Here is a 16,172-nt window from a genome sequence, read left to right on the forward strand (position 1 = left end):
ACCCAGGGAGGGGTTAATGAAGGGTTATGACGAGCGCCGCGCTTTTGGTGCGGCCGATATAGAGACCGAACGCGTCCTGGACGAGTTCGACGCCACCGAGTCGGAGCGGAGTCGCCGGGAAGAGGCGGCCGAGCGCAGGCGCAAGATCGCCCGGCTCAAGCAGGAGGTGCGATCCGGGGAGTACAAGGCCGATGTCCACGACATCGCCCGGCTACTGACCTCGGCAATGGACCCGACCCTGTAGGCGGCACGGACACAACGGCGCGAGGCCGGACCGGAGAAATTCCGGTCCGGCCTCGCGCCGTTGTGTCCGTGGAGGGGTCAGCCCATGACCACGCGGTTGCGGCCCGTCTGCTTGGCCTCGTACAGGGCCACATCGGCCCGCTTGAGCAACTCGCCGATGGAGTGGGTGTCCTGAACCAGCACCGAAACGCCGATGGAGACGGTGATGCGCAGGGTGGTGGCGCCTGCGTTGATTTCGGTTCGTTCGATGGAGAGGCGGAGCCGTTCGGCTACGTCCAGGGCCGCGTCGGCATCGGTTTCCGGCAGCAGCACACCGAACTCTTCGCCGCCGAGCCTGCCGAGGATGTCGGCGTTGCGCAGGGCGATGATGGAAATTTCAGAGAGGGAACGGAGCACCAGGTCGCCTACGTCGTGGCCGTGTTCGTCGTTGACGTCCTTGAAGTGGTCGATGTCGAGCATGAACATGGCCAGAGGGCGTCCGTAGCGGGCCGAACGGGCGAACTCCCGTTCGCACAGCTCCATGAAGCGGCGGCGGTTGTAGAGGCCGGTCAGGCTGTCCGTTGTGGCCAGTTCCCGAAGCTTGGCCTCGGTGGCCTTGCGCTCCGTGATGTCGCGGATGGTTGCCACGGCATACCATTCCCCGGCCAATTGAAAACCGGCGATGGAACGTTCCACCTCGAACCGGGTGCCATCCTTGTGCATGGCCACCATCTCCGTGACCGCACCGACCGCCGGACCAACGCCGTCCCTGGCGAACCGCTGCATGCCCTGTTCGATAGGCCCTCTGTCTTCCGGGGGCACCACCAGCGAGTGGACGTCCTGCCCCAGGGCTTCGTTCTCGGTGTAACCGAACAGGGTCTCGGCGGCTCCGTTCCAGAAGGAAACGAGCCCCTGGGCATTGATCATGACGATGGCGTCGTAGGCGGATTCCGCCAAGGCACGGAGCTTGCGCTCACTGGCCTTGATCGCGATCTCGGATGCCTTGCGTTCCGTGATATCCATGGCCGCGCCACGGTATCCCTGAAAGACCTGATCGCGGTCAAAATAGGGGCTGCCGCTGATCTCCAGCCAGACGACGCGACCATCTCCTGCGCGGGAGCGGACCTCCACATTGGAAAAGGGTTCCATGCGTCCGTACACCCCGTTTCGCCAATGGATGAAGTCCTCCACTTCTTCTTCTGGGAGCAGGGCGGCCATGGATTTGCCGAGCATCGCCTCGGCCTGGTACCCCACAGCCTGGATGTCACTGGTGACGAACGTCAGGATGCCCTCGGCGTCGGTCTCCCAGATGATTTCGCCCACGGCTTCGCTGACGTCCCTAAAGCGCTGCTCCGACTCCATCAGGGCGGCCTCTGCCCGGCGCTGTTCTGTGATGTCGCGGATGAAGATGGCCAGCTGGTCCACCACCCCGTCCGGGGCCTTGACCGGATAAATGTTGACGAGCATCCACCTGTCCCCGAGCTTTTCCTCGAAGGTGTAAGGCTCTCCGGTTTCCCGGATCTGCTTGATCATCTCGCGGCTCTGTTCCGCCATGGTCGGCGAGATGAGTTCCAGGGCGTCCTGTCCGAGGAGTTCGTCCACGCTGCCGCCCAGCCGCTCGGCCCCCACCTTGTTGATGGCCCTGATGCTGCCGCTCAGCTCGATGAGCATGGCGCTTTCGGTGGGCGCATTGATCAGCGCCCGGCTGGTCTCCTCGCTTCGCCTCAGTTCCAGTTCCCGCTTTCTGCGCCGGGAGATGTCGCGCATGAAGCCCACCGCGTACCAATCGCCCTTGAACTTGAAGGAGGAGGCGGCCAGCTCCATGGGGATGCTTCTGCCGTCCTTGTGCAGAACGGTGACTTCCACGACCTTGTTCAGGATATCCCCTCTGCCGGTGGCCATGAAGCCGCGCATGCCGGATTCGGCACTTACCCGGTATTCCGGGGGAGTGAGCAGGTCGTGAAGCTTGTTGCCCATGGCTTCGCTCCGGGCGTAGCCGAGGAGACGTTCGGCGGCGGGATTCCAGTGGACGATGGCGCCCCGGCTGTCGACCATGGCGATGGCGTCCTGGGAGCTCTGGCTGATGGCCATGGTCCGTTCCTCGTTCTCGCGCAGACGGCTCATGACCTCTGCCCGGTGGGTCCGGTTGTCGGCAACCTGCCAGCATCCCATGCCGAGCAGGCCGAAGAGGAGGCAGCCCAGGGTGATGTACATGGCAGACCAGGTGATGCTGAGCTGTTCCGCCGGGACCCAGGTGAGAATTTTCCATCCCTTGAGATGAGGGCCTGCAGGCGCGGTGCTTTCCTGCAGGAGTTCTCCCGGCGAGACCTTGATGGTGTCGAAGGTGAACAATCCTTGCGGCGTGGCGAACTGGGCTTTGTGGTTTGTGGAGATGATGCTCCACGCTTCGGGAAAGCGCAGGGGCATGGATGCCTTGCCTCTATCCTTGATGAGGTGGGTCCACTCCTCTTCCTCGGACGGACCTAGCATCCAGTTTCCTTCGCCGTTGCAGAAGAGGACCATGCCCTCGCCCGTTCCCGCGCGCAGTCGAATGTCGTTGAGCAGCATGCGGCCCTCGAAGTTGATCACCACGGCTCCGAGTCTGCTGCCTGCGTCGTCGAAAACCGGGCACCCTATCCTCAGGGTGGGCCGGTACGGTTTTTCCAGCTTGCCGTGCTCAACGTTCAGGTCGAACCGGGAGATGTAGACCTCGTTCTTTCCGGCGGTCATGGTCTGCTGGAAATAGTAGCGTTCTTTCTTGTCCTGGAGCATCCCTCTGGGCGTGACGATGAGTCCTGCGTAGCTGCGGTCCACGCGGACAAGCTCCATGCCGGAAGCGTCCAGATATCGGATGCTGAAATAGAAATCCCTGCTGCGTCCGAAATCGACGAAGAAGTCCTCAAGGTCCCGCAGGACCGCCTGGTGGGCGTGGACCAGGTAGCGGGAGGTCAGGCGGGCCAGAAACCGGGCGTCCGAGGCGTGAGACAGCAGGTCTCGGGAGATGGTCCTCGAGATCATGTCCACCTCTGCCTGCTGCCGTTCGGCCAGCAGATCGAAATGGGCCTGATTGCGGGAATGGAGAAACCATGCCCCCAGGAGGAGCAGGGCGACGGCCAATACGCCGAAAAGTTTTATGAATTCCTTGAAGGTCGCCATGTAATACCGGACCGCCGGTTATGAACGCACTGTTCTGGTTCTGGAATTCGATAATACACAAAAACCAAGGCGCGAAAACCCCTTATCTGCGGTTAAGGAATGTTTTTTCAATCCCGGGCCACCACCACGCAGTTCCGGCCCTGGTGCTTGGCCCTGGTCAGGGCGGACTGCATCCGATGCAGGAAGGTCTCCATGTTGTCATCCTCCCGCCCCTGGACCACGCCCATGGAGAGACTCATGCGGATTTTGCCGCCGAACAGTTTGTGCCCCACCATCTGTCGGAGTTTTTCCGCGATGATGGCCGCCTTGTCGACGTCGGCGTGTGGCGCCAGGATGATGAATTTGCCCCCTCGCCAGCGGAATACGTAGTCGGTGTTGCGGAGCTTTGTTGAGACGAATCGGGCCATGTTGGCGAGCAGTTTGTCACCCGTGGCATAGCCGTGCTCTTCGTTGAGCGCCTTGAAGTTGTCCACATCGAACATGATCCCCGAGACGGGGTTGGCGTAGCGGCGCACGTTCTCCAGTTCCCGTTTGATCACGGATTCGAACTTGTAGCGATTGTAGACCTTGGTCAGGCCGTCCAGAAAGGAAACCTGGTCGAGCTCCTGCTGCAGGGTCTCGACGGTGCGGCGCTCCTGACCGAGACGGGAGATGAGGCGGGAGAAGACGAGCACGGCCTGGGCGGCGAGCACCAGGAAGCCAGCCATCATGATCAGGTAGACCAACTTCATGACCGTGGCCGGGTCTTCCGGCGGGGTGACCACGAGGGTGTATATGACACCGAAATCCGCCAGCAGGATTCCGCCCAGGGCCACTGCGCTCAGGGCGTAGAAAATCGAGTACCGTTTCTTCATCTTGTTGCCGGATGTTTCCATCTCCGCATCCCCCGCAGGGCCTCCGCCCGAAATTATTCGATGCTGCCTTCGTAGGTGTAATAGAGCCCGCCGGAACCAGCGTCGTCGTCATAGTCGATTTCGATGGAGAACTCGGGCCACATCCAGCCGTAGCGGCTGCCCACGGTGCGTCCCGGGCCGTACATGGAGAGCAGCCGCTCCTTTATCAGGAAGTGATTGGCCCGCCCGGAGAAAGCCACGCCCACGCGGTAGAGCCTGTCCTTGCGGAAATAGTATGCCACGGACTGGATGGCCGCGTCACCGAAGGAAAGCGACTCTCCGTGGCGAAAATACGTGTTCTTGAATCCCGACTTTTTCACGGGCAGAAGTTCCGGAACGTCTTCCAGCGCGGTGCCCCAGGCAAGTCCGCGGAAAGAGGTGGGGGCCTTGCCCATGGCGTAGTCGCCGGCCACGGCGGTTCCGGCGACAAGAACGCCGAGGAGTGCCAATAGCATGATATGTTTCGTCATCGGTCCTTCTCTTCTGCTGGGGGGTGGCGGCCCGGTCTGCTCCAGACCTAGCGTATTGTACGGAGTTGTCCTGTAAAATCAAGGGCAGAGAGGTTGATTCCTCCGAATGGATTGTCAGCGACCATAAGCGTGTGCTACATCCGGACCCATGAAGAAACACATTATTGCAACCGTCGTCCTGGTCTGTGCGCTCGCCGCCGGGCTTCTGCTGGCGGGCTGTCCCTCCGAGCCGTCCCCCGAGGCCCGCGAGAAACGGCTGGCGGCCATGGAGGCCGAACTGGCCGCCCTCAAGGACGAGGCCAAGGCGCGCGACGTGGAAATCAAGAAGGAATTGGGCCTGTTGCGGGAGAACCTGGATTCCATCCGGGATATCCTGTCCGTGGAGCAACAGCGGTCGGAACTCATGGACCAGAATCGGACCATGGGGCAGTCCCTGGACGAACTCAACGACAAGGCCAAGACCCTTGCCCGGGAGAGCATGGATCGGCTCATGGAATTGACCAAGGAGCTCCTGGACAAGCTGGAAAAGAAAATGGACGAACAAACCACGAAACCCGCTCCCGCGCCCGAGGGCCGGGAGATATGACCGGAGTCCCAATGCGCATTCGATATCTCCTCCCCGTTGCCCTCGTTCTCCTGGCCCTGGCATTCAGCGGTTGCCTGCGGGAAAACGCCATCAAGTTGAACTATGCCCTTGGGCCGACGCTCACCCCGTGCTCCGGCGAGGTCGTGATCTTCAAGTTTGCAGACAAGCGCAAGATGTCCCGCCTTGGCTCCGACAGCGACGGCACGCCCATCACCGCGCTTTCCGATGTGGCCGACTGGGTGGGCTGGGCTCTCTTCGACGAGCTCCGGGCTGCCGGTTGCGAAGTCAAATACCGCACCTCCACCGTGACGCCGGGTGAAACCCCGCTGGTCACCGGCGAGGTGCTCGAAGCCACCCTCAACCAGACCGGCACCACCACCTATGCCGGAAAGGTCGTGGTCCGGGTTACCGTGACCAAGCCGGGCCAGCCCGCGCACACCGAGAAATTCACCAGCGAGGTGGAAGACGTGGCCGTGCCGGGCTACGGCACCCCGTCCGACATTATGGCCGAAGTCCTGCGCGGGCTCATGGCCGAGGCTGTTCCGACCATCTGCGCGAACCTGTAGCGCCTTCGGAAACGAGAAAAAGGGCACGGTCATTTCGACCGTGCCCTTTTTTTTTCGGGATGTGAGCCCTGTTTGCCGGGCCTTGATCTAGTTCGTTTTTTCCACGTACCAGCCGCTGGACTTGGTCAGCAGGTCCTGGACTCGGCCCACCAGGGCGTGGGGGTCGGTCAGGTAGCCTTCGAGCAGCAGGGCGGATTCGAAGAGCTGGTTGGCGGCCTGATCGATGAACGGGTCGTTCTCGTCGCGCTCGAAGATGGTGAGCATGTTGCGCACCAGGATGTGGTCCGGGTTGACCTCCAGCACCTTCTTAGGGATGGAGGTGTCCTTGCTGACCACGCGCATGATCTTGTCCATGGAGCTGGTCACGTTGCCGTCCGGGTTGGCCAGGCAGACAGGGGAGTCGGACAGCCGCCTGGAGGCCTTCACCTCGGTGACGGCTTCGCCCAGGACATCCTTGATGCGCGCCATCATCCGGTCCAGGGAGGACTGCTGCTCTTCGGTGAGCGCCTCGGCTTCCTCCTTCTTCTCCAGGTCCTCGAACTTGTCGAGCTTGGCCATGTCAGCGTGCTCGGCGCTGGTCAGGGTGTAGCCTTCGTAGTCGCGCAGGGCGTCCATGACGAACTCGTCGATGGGCTCGTAGAGGTAGAGGACCTCCACGCCCTTCCTGCGGAAGACCTCCAGGTACGGGGACAGGCCCAGGGCCTCGCGGCTCGGGCCGAAGGCGTAGTAGATTTCCTTCTGCTCATCCTTGGCCCGGGAGATGTAGTCGTCGAAAGAGGCCAGCCCCTTGGAGTCCTCGCTCGCCGAGGAGTTGAAGCGGACCAGCTTGGCGAATTTGTCCTTGTTCAGGAAGTCCATGTAGCCGGCCTTGAACAGGGTGCCGTGGGCCTGCCAGAATTCGGCGTAGCGGTCGGCATTGTCCTTGGCCATCTTTTCCAGGTTGCCCAGCACCTGCTTGACCAGGGTGGAGCTGATCTTGCGCATGAGCATGTTGTCCTGGAGCGTCTCGCGGGAGATGTTCAGGGGGAGGTCCTCGGTGTCCACCACGCCCTTGACGAAGCCGAGGTACTCGGGGAGCAGGTCCTTGTTCTGCTTCTCGATCAGCACCCGGCGGACGTAGAGGTCCAGGCCGCGCTGCTCGCGGGCCATGCCGAACGGGTCGTCCCCGGACTTGGGGATGAACATCAGGGCGTTGAACTGGACGGGGGCGTCCACGGACGTGTGCAGGGTGTCGAAGGGGTCCTCGGAGTCGTAGGTGAGGAATTTATAGAACTCGGCGTACTGCTTGTCCTTGATCTGGAACTTGGGCTCGCGCCAGAGGGCGGTCACCGTGTTGACCCGCTCGTCGGCCACGTAAATGGGGAAGTTGATGAAGTTGGAGTGCTTGTTGACGATGTTCTTGAGCGCGGCCTCGTTGGCGAAGCGGGAGACCATGTCCTCCTTCAGCTTGACCTCGATGCGGGTGCCGCGCGGCAGGTCCTCGTCCAGCTCCTGGAGCTTGTAGTCGGTCCTGCCGTCCGAGGTCCAGATGATGGCCTGGGCGTCCGGCTCGATGGAGCGGGTCGTCACAGTGACCTCGTCGGCGACCATGTAGACGGAATAGAAGCCCACGCCGAAGCGGCCGATGAGCGCGTCTAGAGACTCCTTGCCTTCCTGGGCCATGCGGGTCAGTTCGGCGGTGCCGGAGTGGGCGATGGTGCCGATGTTGCGCATCAGCTCGTCGCGGGTCATTCCCACGCCGGTGTCCGTGACCGTGACCGTGCCCGCGTCCTTGTCCGCTGTGATGCGGATTTCCGGAGCGACATCGTTCTCGCTGCCCTCGCTGGTGGCCTTGAAGCGGACCTTTTCCAGTGCGTCGGATGCGTTGGAGATGAGTTCCCGCAGGAAGATTTCCTTGTTGGTGTACAGGGAATGAACCAGGATATCGAGCAGTTGGCTGACTTCAGCCTTGAATTTGTGTGTCGTCTTGCGACCCATTGCGAAACCTCCTGATAGTGAGCGTACGGAATGCCCGCCGTCCGGCCCCTGCATACAGGCCGAGCGGCGGGTCTTCCAATGGCGTATAGAGAGTGTAAGGGAAATTTTTCCCCCGTCAGCGCGGGGCGTTCCCGTAGCGGTTCGGAAGGTCTTGCCACCGACCGGGCGGGAGCCGCATCAGGCGGCGGCGCCTCCGGGAGCGGATGCGGCGAAGCCATTCCAACCAGCCGGGAATTTAAGTAGTCACGGCTTTGATCTTGTCAAGGAGGTACTTTTCCATTTCGCGGTGGTCCTTTCTGAGGCGGATCATTTCCGCCTCCATGATACGGAGTTTCTCCTTGAGCACCGCATTTTCGCTTTTCAGGGCCTCGGTCTCCTCCACGGTCGTCGTGATGCGCAGGGCGGCCTGCTCCAGACCCTCCCTGATGTCACCCACTTCCGGCCCGCCGGACGCCTCTGCGGCAAGGACCGAGCGGATGCCTTCACCCACCGATTTGGCGATCTCCAGCCCGATGGCCGCCGCCATTTTCATGGCCGGTTCCATGCCGCCGTTGCGAGGTAGGGTCGCCACGTCGCCCTCCCGGGGAACGGCGTCCGCCTGGAGCGGAAATTCCTGGGCCAGCCGGTCCATAACGTCGCGCGCCGTGTGGCCTTCCTTGAGCAGACGGGAAATGGCCGCGAAGACCTCGACTGCCTCGGGACGGAACCGCTTCTGCCGCCCCCTGCCCACGGACGGCAGGTGCTGAGCGAATCGGTTTTTCCAGTAATGGACCGTGGACTCCGGCAGATCCAGCTCACGGGCTATCTCGGCCACGGAAAGCACTTTTTTGCCTGTCATTGCTGTCAAGCCCCCCATTAGTGCAGTTGTCATACCTTGTTGTTCTTTGTCGTAGTACTCCAATATGACAATATTGACAAGCTAATTCACAATATATCTTAGTCGGTTATCGTTGTTGTGAACATTCTTCACGAAGGAGAGCGTAATTCTTAACTTTTTCTAGACTTTTTACAGAGAACACTGCGTCCGGAGCCCTATCCGGTGTCATTTGCTCATCAAGTTTATCTATTTGTTCAATTGACATAAAACATAATATACAAAAACCGTCTGTCCCGGCTATCGTCCCCGGACGGTTGGAGGAGTATGCTGAAAATTCTTGATTCCAAATTGGTGTATCGCGCCATCGGGTTGATCGTGGGAGGCGTTTTCGTCTTCGCGGGCATCTCCAAGGCGGGACATCCCGACGCACTGGCGGCGACCATCGACGGCTACGGCCTGGTCTCCTGGGGCATGGCCACGGTCATTGCCCGCGTGCTGCCTGTGGTCGAGATCGTGTCCGGCCTTGCGTTGATGTTCGACCTGAGGGGCGGTTTGGGGACGATTGTTGCACAGTTGTTGGGGTTCATCGGCGTGCTCGCCTATGGAATCCACCTGGGACTGGACGTGGATTGCGGGTGCTTCGGACCCGGCGACCCCGCCGCGGCGGAGTCGCATGACCTGATGCCCACCCTGATCCGGGACGTTGGCCTGCTTGCGGCATGCCTGTTCCTGTACTGGCAACGGTATGCGGCCGGCTTTGCGGCCCGTGTGCCCAATCTCTCGAACCTCTTCAGAAGAACGGAGTGATCACCATGAAAAAAGTCTGTCTGGCCCTGCTCGCCTGCGCCGTCCTGCTCGCCGGTTGCCTCGGCGGCGAGGACAAGTTCGTCCGCGAAGTGACCAAGGAAAGCGAAGCCGTCAAGCTGCACGGCGAAACCGTCCGGGGTGGCTACGATCTCATTACCGTGGCTCAGCTCAAGGATCTCCAGGACAAGAAAACCGACATGGTCATCGTCGATACCATGCCCCTGGAAGCCAGCTACGAAAAGGCCCACGTGCCCGGCGCGGTCCAGTTCCTCTTCCCCATCCCGGACATGAACGCCTGGGACACCAACGAGACCGCAGGAAAGACCCAGGAGGACTACGTCAAGCTCCTCGGTCCGGACAAGAACAAGCTCATTGTGGTCTATTGCGGTTTCGTCAAGTGCACCCGCTCCCACAACGGCGCGGTCTGGGCGAAGAAGCTCGGGTACACCAACGTCAAGCGGCTGCCCGGCGGCATCTTTGCCTGGAAGGGCGCGGGGTATACCGTGGAGACCGGCAGCTAGACCGGATTTGATTGCAAAAGCAGGCCGGATGCCCACGCGGGCGTCCGGCCTTTTTCATGCCCAATCGCCTTGTCTCCGGGCGAGGTCCGTGTCATTACCAGATTCGATATGCAGCAGCCGACCCTTGCCCAGATATTCATTCATTTTCTCCGCCTTGGCATGACCGCCTTCGGCGGCCCGGCCATGGTGCCGTATATCAGGGCGCTTGCGGTGGACAGGAAACAATGGCTGGGTGAGGAGTCCTTCCGCCTCGGCATGGCCGTGACCCAGGTCATCCCCGGCGCCACCGCCATGCAGATGGCCGCCTATGTGGGCCTGCGCAGCCGGGGCGGCCCGGGCGCGCTGGCCGCCTACGCCGGGTTCGGGCTTCCGGCCTTCCTGCTCATGCTCGTGCTGACCATGCTCTATGTCTCCACCCGGGACGTGCCCCTGCTGGTGGCCGCCTTTGGCGGACTGCAGCTGGTGGTCGTGGCCCTGGTGCTGCACGCGGCGGTCAACTTTTCTCGGCGGTATCTCGGCTCCCTGGGCGCCCGTCTGCTGGCCTGTGTGGCCGGAGCCTGGTTCGGGCTGAAGGGCAACCCCATCCTCGCCCTGGTGGTGGTCTGTGCCCTCTCCCTGTTTCTGCTTCGGAAGGAGGGCGGCAACGCCTTTGCCGGTGAAGGAGGAAGACAACCCGGCAGGCCGCTTTTCGCCGCCCTGGTAATTGCCTTGGCCTTTGCCGTCTTTCTGGTGCTCCTCGCCCTGGTGATGCCGGAAATGGCCACCCTGGGCCTGGTCATGGCCAAGATCGACTGCTTCGCCTTCGGCGGCGGTTACGTATCCCTGCCCATCATGCTTCATGAGGTCGTGGAGGCTCGTAACTGGGTGACTCCCGCCCAGTTCATGGACGGGCTGGCTCTGGGGCAGGTCACACCCGGCCCCATCGTCATGACCGGGGCCTTTGTGGGCTACCTGCTTACCGGATTGGCCGGGGCCGTGGTGGCCACGATCTCAGTGTTCACCCCCTCCCTCATCTTCGTCTGTGCGGTGACGCCCTTTGCGGACAAGCTGGCCGCTTCGCCGCTGGCTCGCCGTGCCTTCCGGGGCAGCCTGATCACCCTGGTGGGTCTCATGGCCGCCGTGGCCGTCCGGTTCGGGCTGGATACGTCGTGGGGCGTACCTGAAGTCCTGCTCGCCCTGGGAGCATTCACGGCTCTGCGCCTGGGCACCGACATCCTCTGGGTGGTTCTCGGCGGTTTCCTGGCCGGTGCCATCCTGCTCTAGCGTCGAGCCCGTCACCACCACGTCTTTCAGTTCCTCGATTCCATTGACGGAAGTAGGATCACGCGGACCATTCTTGCGTTCGCGTGCGCAATTTCCCTTCCCGTTCCTTGCGTCTACGACACGGGTTTCCCAAAAAAAAGCAGCAATTCCGGTCAACCTCCCTGCGGCACGCGCGTTGCTAAAGACAGGATATCGAATACGAGGCCGTATCCGGCCACAAGGAGGACCACCATGAAGCGCATTATTCCATTGATATTGATCCTGTCCCTGCTGGGCGCCTGCCAGACCACCCGTCCCCAGCAGACCGCCGCTCTCGGCACCCTGGCCGGTGCCACGCTGGGCGCGTTGACCTTCAAGAACAAGATTTCCGGCGCGGCCATCGGCGCGGGCGCGGGCATGCTCGTCGGCTACATCGTTGGTAATGAGATGGACCGCTACGACCAGGCCCATCTCTCGGACACGTTGGAAAGGACTCCTTCGGGACAGGCGTCCACCTGGACCAACCCGGACACGTATGCCCAGTATGAGGCCATTCCCGAGCCGCCCCGCCAGTACAACGACGGTCGGGTGGAGCGCGACGTGACCCTGCGCGCTCGCATGCCCAACGGCGAGATGGAGACTGTCTATGCCAAGGCCTACCGGCAGCCGGATGGCACCTGGCAGTTGGTGCAGTAGTTGTTTTTGGGGGCTCGCCCTGCTTGAATGAACTTTATTGAAGAGCTGCCCCCACTTTCTCGGGAAGTGGGGGCAGCTCTTTTTCTGTTGAAGTGTTCTGTTTCTCTTCCTTCGGGAATCGCGCTTGCAGCGCGGGAGAGTCGGTGTTGGAGCGTGCCGCTCCTCCACCTTCAGGCTTCGCTTTGCGAAGCGAGAGCCGGGTTTGGGAACTGCGCTCCCAAAAGCCCTCCATGCCCTCCCGGCGGGGTCCATTTCTTTTGCTGCGCCAAAAGAAATAGACGAAAGAAAAGGCGCTTGGAGGGGTATCCTCGCCCCGGTGCTCGCTGGCGAGAATCTCATCCAACCCGGTCGGCTCCGGACTTCGTTGAGTGGAACGTTCTGCCAGTCTTATTATTCGGAGTCCGTCCGACTCCGTGCGTATCGCGGCCAAAGAGCCGCCCACCGGGTTGGTGAGCTTCTATGCCCGTGAGCAAGGGGCTGACTGCGGACCTTTGAAGGGAAAGGCGAAGAGCCGAATTGATCTTTCTTATTCATTACGGAGTGCTAGCTTGATTTATCGGCAAGGGAGATTGCCGTCCACGGCAAGTTGCCAATCACCCCGCAATGACCGGTAATCGAGCTCGGGGCATAGAGCCGCTTGGCACGGCTGTAGTGCCGCCTGAAGCGCGACTGCACGGCAGGCTTTCGCTTTTCGGGCAACGGAAGCCGTGTTAGCGGCTCTTAGATCACAAGATCACGCTGCAGCACAATAAAGCGCGTCTTTTGCTTACTTTTGGACGCGCCAGCCCAGCGGTAGCCGTTGGCGAGTCTTCAAGCCTTACGGATAGCGACAGCAGAACAAAGTCAGTCGCCCCGAAAGGGGCGAAATCCTTTCCCCATCAATCGCCGCCGACAGGCGGCTTCCTTTTCTCTTCTCTAAATCGCAGCATCGCATGCCGCCTCACCCCGGCGGAGAGCCTGGTTGGGGGCTACTCGACGTATCCGCCGAATAAATCGGGCATTTCCCATCCGAAGGGCGTTTTTTATTCTTTGTTTGTCTGGATTATAAAATAATTGACATAAAATTTATCTTTTTGATAAACAGGGTCAGCCTAGTTTTCAAAAAGAAAAAATTCGGTGGAGAAAGCCATGAAAACCGAACTTGATCAAAACGACCGCAAGCTGGTGGCTGCACTGACCCGGGACGGGCAGATGTCCCCCGGCAAGGTGGCGGACGAGATCGGGGTCACCGCGCCCACGGTCCGTTCCCGCATGAAGAATCTCATGAAGGCCGGCGTGCTCAAAATTGCCGGGCTGGTCAACCCGGTGGAGGCCAAGGGGCTGACGGTAGCCCTGGTCGGCATCTCCCTCCACAGCCATGAGCAGCTCGGTGAAAAGCTGGATCAGATCGGCTCACTGCCCCGCGTCAACTGGTGCGCGGTGGTCACGGGCCGCTACGATATCATTGTCGAGATCGTCTGCTCGGACGAGATCGGCGACCTCTACGACTTTCTGGACAAGGATCTGTCCCAGGTGGGCGGGATCAACTCCAGCGAATCCTTTGTGGTCATGAAGTCCCGGCGCAAGTGGCTCTGTCTGCCCGACGCCGTGCTCGACGAATTCAACTCGTAACCGCTTTGCAGGCATTTCATCAAGGAGAGACAGGATGATTATCGGTATTCCCAAAGAGATCAAGACGCTTGAGAATCGGGTCGCCATGACCCCCGGTGCCGTGGAATCCCTGGTGCGCCAAGGCAACGAGGTGCTGGTCGAGGCCGGTGCCGGCGTGGGCAGCGGCCTCACCGACGAGGAGTACGTCGCCGCCGGGGCCAAGATGGTCTCCCCAGCCGATGCCTGGGGCGCGGAAATGGTCATCAAGGTCAAGGAACCGCTGGAGTCCGAGTACAAGTACCTGCGCAGCGACCTGCTTCTTTTCACCTACCTCCACCTGGCCGCCGCCGAGTCCCTGACCAACGCCCTGCTCGAAGCGGGCACCACGTCCGTTGCCTACGAGACCGTGGAGTCCGCCGACGGCACCTTGCCCCTGCTCACCCCCATGTCCGAAGTGGCCGGTCGCATGGCCACTCAGGTGGGTGCGCACTGCCTGGAAAAGACGCAGGGCGGCCAGGGCATCCTGCTCGGCGGCGTTCCCGGTGTGTACCCAGCTGAAGTGCTCGTCCTCGGCGGCGGCGTGGTCGGCACCAACGCCGCCCGCATCGCCATGGGCATGGGCGCGCGCGTGACCATCCTCGATCTCTCCCACGCCCGGCTCCAGTACCTGGATGACGTCTTCCAGGGCCGCATCACCACCATGATGTCCACCGAGCCCAACATCCGCGACATGGTCCAGAAGGCCGACCTGGTCATTGGCGGCGTCCTGCTGCACGGTGCCAAGGCCCCCAAGCTCATCACCCGCGACATGCTGCCGCTGATGAAGGAAGGCTCGGTCATCGTCGACGTGGCAGTGGACCAGGGCGGCTGCGTCGAGACCACCAAGGCCACCACCCACGACAACCCGACCTACGTGGTTGACGGCGTGGTCCACTACGGCGTTGCCAACATGCCCGGCGCGGTGCCCCGCACCTCCACCTTCGCCCTGGTCAACCAGACCGCTCCCTACGCCCTGCGGCTGGCCGCCAAGGGCATTGACGCCCTCAAGGACGACCCGGGGCTGGCTCTCGGACTGAACACGTACAAGGGCAAGCTGACCTGTCCCGCCGTCGGCGAGGCTTTCTGCATCGGCTCTGTCACCCCGGGCGACGTACTTTCGTAACCCCGTCCCTCTCACCTTGCACGAAGGCCCTCCGACAACCGCCGGGGGGCCTTCTGCTTTTTGTGTCGTTAACCACACAGCCCGCCGCGCTTTTCCCGCATCGCCGAGTTGAACAAAGGCCCGGGGGCTGCTACATCCGTTAAAACCGCAACCCGGAGCCGCCCATGCTCACTTCCGACAAGCCGTACACCCTGGACCGCGTCGTCCGCCTGGTCCTCTCCGCAGCCGCCATCGTGCTCGCCGTTTGGCTCCTGGGCTATCTGTCCAGCGCCCTGGTGCCCTTTGTGGCGGCCTTGCTCCTGGCCTACCTGCTCGATCCGGTCACCAGCTTCATCGAGAGGGTGGTCGGCAATCGGGGCGTAGCCGTTTTTCTCTCTGTGGCGGGGCTTCTCGCCTTGATCGTCATCCTGTTCCTCACGGTAGTACCCATGATGGCCGACGAGTTCGCCCACATGGGCCGGGTGATCAAGGACTTGGCCACGGATCAGGGGCTGGCCCAGCGGGTACGCGGCTACCTGCCGCCCGATCTCTGGAACTGGGTGCGGGACTTCGTGCGCAGCCAGGACATCCAGTCCCTGTTTACCTCGGACGGGGCCATGAAAGTGGTGCAGTCCCTGTTCGACAAGGCCATGCCCGGCATCCGGGGCCTGCTCCAGGGCACAGCCAACGCCCTGGCCGGCGTGCTTGGTCTGGCCGTGATCCTGCTCTATCTGGTCTTCATGCTGGCTGATTTCGGGCGTATCCGGTCCAACTGGCAGAACTGGCTGCCCAAGGAGTACCGCCAGACCGTGGTGGAGTTCGCCGCCGAGTTCGAGGAGACCATGAGCCGCTATTTTCGGGGTCAGGTGATCATCGCCCTGCTGGTGGGCGTACTGCTCTCCATCGGCTTTCTGATCATCGGCCTGCCCCTGGCCCTGGTCTTGGGCATGCTCACGGGCATCCTGAACATCGCCCCTTATCTCGGCACGCTGGGCGTGATCATCGCCATGCCCCTGGCCGCCCTCAGCTCCCTGGAGGCGGGGCAGACCCCGTGGGTCGGCATGGGCCTCGCCCTGCTGGTCTTCGCCGTGGTCCAGGCAATTCAGGAGGTCGTGCTTATCCCGCGCATCCAGGGCAAGTCCATGGGCCTTTCTCCCTGGCTCATCCTCCTGGCACTGTCCGTCTGGGGCAAGCTGCTCGGCTTCCTCGGCCTGCTCATCGCTCTGCCCATGACCTGCCTCTGCCTTTCCTATTACAGGCGGCTGCTCGCCCGACGCGAAGCGGAGTAGGGTGGGGATACGGATGCCGCCTGCGGCGGCGATTGACGGGTGATTTCGCCTCCGGCGGCTTAAGGCCGAGGGCCTTAAGAATCCCCTGTCGCCTTCGGCGGGTTAGTGGCTGGTACGTGGCAATTCCCTACGCACCACAAGACGTGGCGCGAGTAGAGTTCCCAAATCTCGCCGCTCTATGCGGTTTCCTTTTTGATTG

At 61.8% G+C, this 16,172-nt stretch carries 16 protein-coding genes; 10 read left to right on the forward strand and 6 right to left on the reverse strand.

Going from position 1 to position 16,172, the window contains the following annotated elements:
• Nucleotides 1-16: 16 nt before the first annotated feature.
• On the forward strand, nucleotides 17-244 hold the full coding sequence (locus GM415_RS06265) for a flagellar biosynthesis anti-sigma factor FlgM (protein ID WP_158946963.1): 228 nt from the start codon (nucleotides 17-19) through the stop codon (nucleotides 242-244).
• Between the two features lie 77 nt (nucleotides 245-321).
• Here the strand turns inward: GM415_RS06265 and GM415_RS06270 are convergent, their stop codons facing one another.
• The 3 genes from GM415_RS06270 to GM415_RS06280 all read right to left on the reverse strand — a co-directional run bounded on the left by GM415_RS06270 (nucleotide 322) and on the right by GM415_RS06280 (nucleotide 4,741).
• Complete coding sequence (locus GM415_RS06270; protein WP_158946964.1) at nucleotides 322-3,378, reverse strand: sensor domain-containing diguanylate cyclase; 3,057 nt, start codon at nucleotides 3,376-3,378, stop codon at nucleotides 322-324.
• Between the two features lie 107 nt (nucleotides 3,379-3,485).
• Nucleotides 3,486-4,253, reverse strand: a complete 768-nt coding sequence (locus GM415_RS06275; RefSeq protein ID WP_158946965.1) for a GGDEF domain-containing protein — start codon at nucleotides 4,251-4,253, stop codon at nucleotides 3,486-3,488.
• A 32-nt stretch (nucleotides 4,254-4,285) separates the two neighbouring features.
• Nucleotides 4,286-4,741, reverse strand: coding sequence for a hypothetical protein (locus GM415_RS06280; RefSeq protein ID WP_158946966.1), 456 nt, complete (start codon nucleotides 4,739-4,741; stop codon nucleotides 4,286-4,288).
• A 148-nt stretch (nucleotides 4,742-4,889) separates the two neighbouring features.
• Here GM415_RS06280 and GM415_RS06285 point away from each other — a divergent pair, with 148 nt between their 5' ends.
• Nucleotides 4,890-5,327: a hypothetical protein gene (locus GM415_RS06285; RefSeq protein ID WP_158946967.1), complete on the forward strand. Its 438-nt coding sequence runs from the start codon at nucleotides 4,890-4,892 to the stop codon at nucleotides 5,325-5,327.
• 11 nt (nucleotides 5,328-5,338) lie between these two features.
• On the forward strand, nucleotides 5,339-5,893 hold the full coding sequence (locus tag GM415_RS06290; RefSeq protein ID WP_158946968.1) for a hypothetical protein: 555 nt from the start codon (nucleotides 5,339-5,341) through the stop codon (nucleotides 5,891-5,893).
• Nucleotides 5,894-5,980: 87 nt separating this feature from the next.
• Here the strand turns inward: GM415_RS06290 and htpG are convergent, their stop codons facing one another.
• Both htpG and GM415_RS06300 read right to left on the reverse strand, forming a co-directional pair.
• Nucleotides 5,981-7,870 carry a molecular chaperone HtpG gene (htpG, locus tag GM415_RS06295; RefSeq protein WP_158946969.1) on the reverse strand — a complete coding sequence of 630 codons (1,890 nt, stop codon included), beginning with the start codon at nucleotides 7,868-7,870 and terminating at the stop codon, nucleotides 5,981-5,983.
• 235 nt (nucleotides 7,871-8,105) lie between these two features.
• The gene (locus GM415_RS06300; RefSeq protein ID WP_158946970.1) at nucleotides 8,106-8,708 is read right to left on the reverse strand and encodes a MerR family transcriptional regulator; all 603 of its coding nucleotides are present in this window, start codon (nucleotides 8,706-8,708) and stop codon (nucleotides 8,106-8,108) included.
• A 303-nt stretch (nucleotides 8,709-9,011) separates the two neighbouring features.
• On the opposite strand from GM415_RS06300, the gene GM415_RS06305 reads away from it, so the two are divergent.
• The 4 genes from GM415_RS06305 (at nucleotide 9,012) to GM415_RS06320 (ending at nucleotide 11,953) form a co-directional block, all read left to right on the forward strand.
• The gene (locus GM415_RS06305; RefSeq protein WP_158946971.1) at nucleotides 9,012-9,494 is read left to right on the forward strand and encodes a MauE/DoxX family redox-associated membrane protein; all 483 of its coding nucleotides are present in this window, start codon (nucleotides 9,012-9,014) and stop codon (nucleotides 9,492-9,494) included.
• Between the two features lie 5 nt (nucleotides 9,495-9,499).
• Nucleotides 9,500-10,015: a rhodanese-like domain-containing protein gene (locus tag GM415_RS06310; RefSeq protein ID WP_158946972.1), complete on the forward strand. Its 516-nt coding sequence runs from the start codon at nucleotides 9,500-9,502 to the stop codon at nucleotides 10,013-10,015.
• Between the two features lie 108 nt (nucleotides 10,016-10,123).
• The gene (chrA, locus tag GM415_RS06315; RefSeq protein ID WP_158946973.1) at nucleotides 10,124-11,278 is read left to right on the forward strand and encodes a chromate efflux transporter; all 1,155 of its coding nucleotides are present in this window, start codon (nucleotides 10,124-10,126) and stop codon (nucleotides 11,276-11,278) included.
• A 231-nt stretch (nucleotides 11,279-11,509) separates the two neighbouring features.
• On the forward strand, nucleotides 11,510-11,953 hold the full coding sequence (locus tag GM415_RS06320; RefSeq protein WP_158946974.1) for a glycine zipper domain-containing protein: 444 nt from the start codon (nucleotides 11,510-11,512) through the stop codon (nucleotides 11,951-11,953).
• A 34-nt stretch (nucleotides 11,954-11,987) separates the two neighbouring features.
• Here the strand turns inward: GM415_RS06320 and GM415_RS06325 are convergent, their stop codons facing one another.
• Entirely contained in the window at nucleotides 11,988-12,296 is a 309-nt protein-coding gene (locus GM415_RS06325; RefSeq protein WP_158946975.1) for a hypothetical protein, read from the reverse strand.
• Nucleotides 12,297-13,081: 785 nt separating this feature from the next.
• On the opposite strand from GM415_RS06325, the gene GM415_RS06330 reads away from it, so the two are divergent.
• From GM415_RS06330 to GM415_RS06340, 3 genes are all read left to right on the forward strand, one after another.
• Entirely contained in the window at nucleotides 13,082-13,564 is a 483-nt protein-coding gene (locus GM415_RS06330; protein ID WP_158946976.1) for an Lrp/AsnC family transcriptional regulator, read from the forward strand.
• A gap of 34 nt (nucleotides 13,565-13,598) precedes the next feature.
• Complete coding sequence (ald, locus tag GM415_RS06335) at nucleotides 13,599-14,705, forward strand: alanine dehydrogenase (RefSeq protein ID WP_158946977.1); 1,107 nt, start codon at nucleotides 13,599-13,601, stop codon at nucleotides 14,703-14,705.
• A 164-nt stretch (nucleotides 14,706-14,869) separates the two neighbouring features.
• The gene (locus GM415_RS06340; RefSeq protein WP_158946978.1) at nucleotides 14,870-15,973 is read left to right on the forward strand and encodes an AI-2E family transporter; all 1,104 of its coding nucleotides are present in this window, start codon (nucleotides 14,870-14,872) and stop codon (nucleotides 15,971-15,973) included.
• The last annotated feature ends 199 nt before the right edge of the window (nucleotides 15,974-16,172 follow it).

Source organism: Pseudodesulfovibrio cashew, assembly GCF_009762795.1.
Lineage (GTDB): Bacteria > Desulfobacterota > Desulfovibrionia > Desulfovibrionales > Desulfovibrionaceae > Pseudodesulfovibrio > Pseudodesulfovibrio cashew.

Excerpts from the sequence above, each read along its gene's own strand:
- GM415_RS06265 (WP_158946963.1), top strand. The coding sequence starts at position 17 with ATGAAGGGTTATGACGAGCGCCGCGCTTTTGGTGCGGCCGATATAGAG.
- GM415_RS06270 (WP_158946964.1), bottom strand. The coding sequence starts at position 3,378 with ATGGCGACCTTCAAGGAATTCATAAAACTTTTCGGCGTATTGGCCGTC.
- GM415_RS06275 (WP_158946965.1), bottom strand. The coding sequence starts at position 4,253 with ATGGAAACATCCGGCAACAAGATGAAGAAACGGTACTCGATTTTCTAC.
- GM415_RS06280 (WP_158946966.1), bottom strand. The coding sequence starts at position 4,741 with ATGACGAAACATATCATGCTATTGGCACTCCTCGGCGTTCTTGTCGCC.
- GM415_RS06285 (WP_158946967.1), top strand. The coding sequence starts at position 4,890 with ATGAAGAAACACATTATTGCAACCGTCGTCCTGGTCTGTGCGCTCGCC.
- GM415_RS06290 (WP_158946968.1), top strand. The coding sequence starts at position 5,339 with ATGCGCATTCGATATCTCCTCCCCGTTGCCCTCGTTCTCCTGGCCCTG.
- htpG (WP_158946969.1), bottom strand. The coding sequence starts at position 7,870 with ATGGGTCGCAAGACGACACACAAATTCAAGGCTGAAGTCAGCCAACTG.
- GM415_RS06300 (WP_158946970.1), bottom strand. The coding sequence starts at position 8,708 with ATGACAGGCAAAAAAGTGCTTTCCGTGGCCGAGATAGCCCGTGAGCTG.
- GM415_RS06305 (WP_158946971.1), top strand. The coding sequence starts at position 9,012 with ATGCTGAAAATTCTTGATTCCAAATTGGTGTATCGCGCCATCGGGTTG.
- GM415_RS06310 (WP_158946972.1), top strand. The coding sequence starts at position 9,500 with ATGAAAAAAGTCTGTCTGGCCCTGCTCGCCTGCGCCGTCCTGCTCGCC.
- chrA (WP_158946973.1), top strand. The coding sequence starts at position 10,124 with ATGCAGCAGCCGACCCTTGCCCAGATATTCATTCATTTTCTCCGCCTT.
- GM415_RS06320 (WP_158946974.1), top strand. The coding sequence starts at position 11,510 with ATGAAGCGCATTATTCCATTGATATTGATCCTGTCCCTGCTGGGCGCC.
- GM415_RS06330 (WP_158946976.1), top strand. The coding sequence starts at position 13,082 with ATGAAAACCGAACTTGATCAAAACGACCGCAAGCTGGTGGCTGCACTG.
- ald (WP_158946977.1), top strand. The coding sequence starts at position 13,599 with ATGATTATCGGTATTCCCAAAGAGATCAAGACGCTTGAGAATCGGGTC.
- GM415_RS06340 (WP_158946978.1), top strand. The coding sequence starts at position 14,870 with ATGCTCACTTCCGACAAGCCGTACACCCTGGACCGCGTCGTCCGCCTG.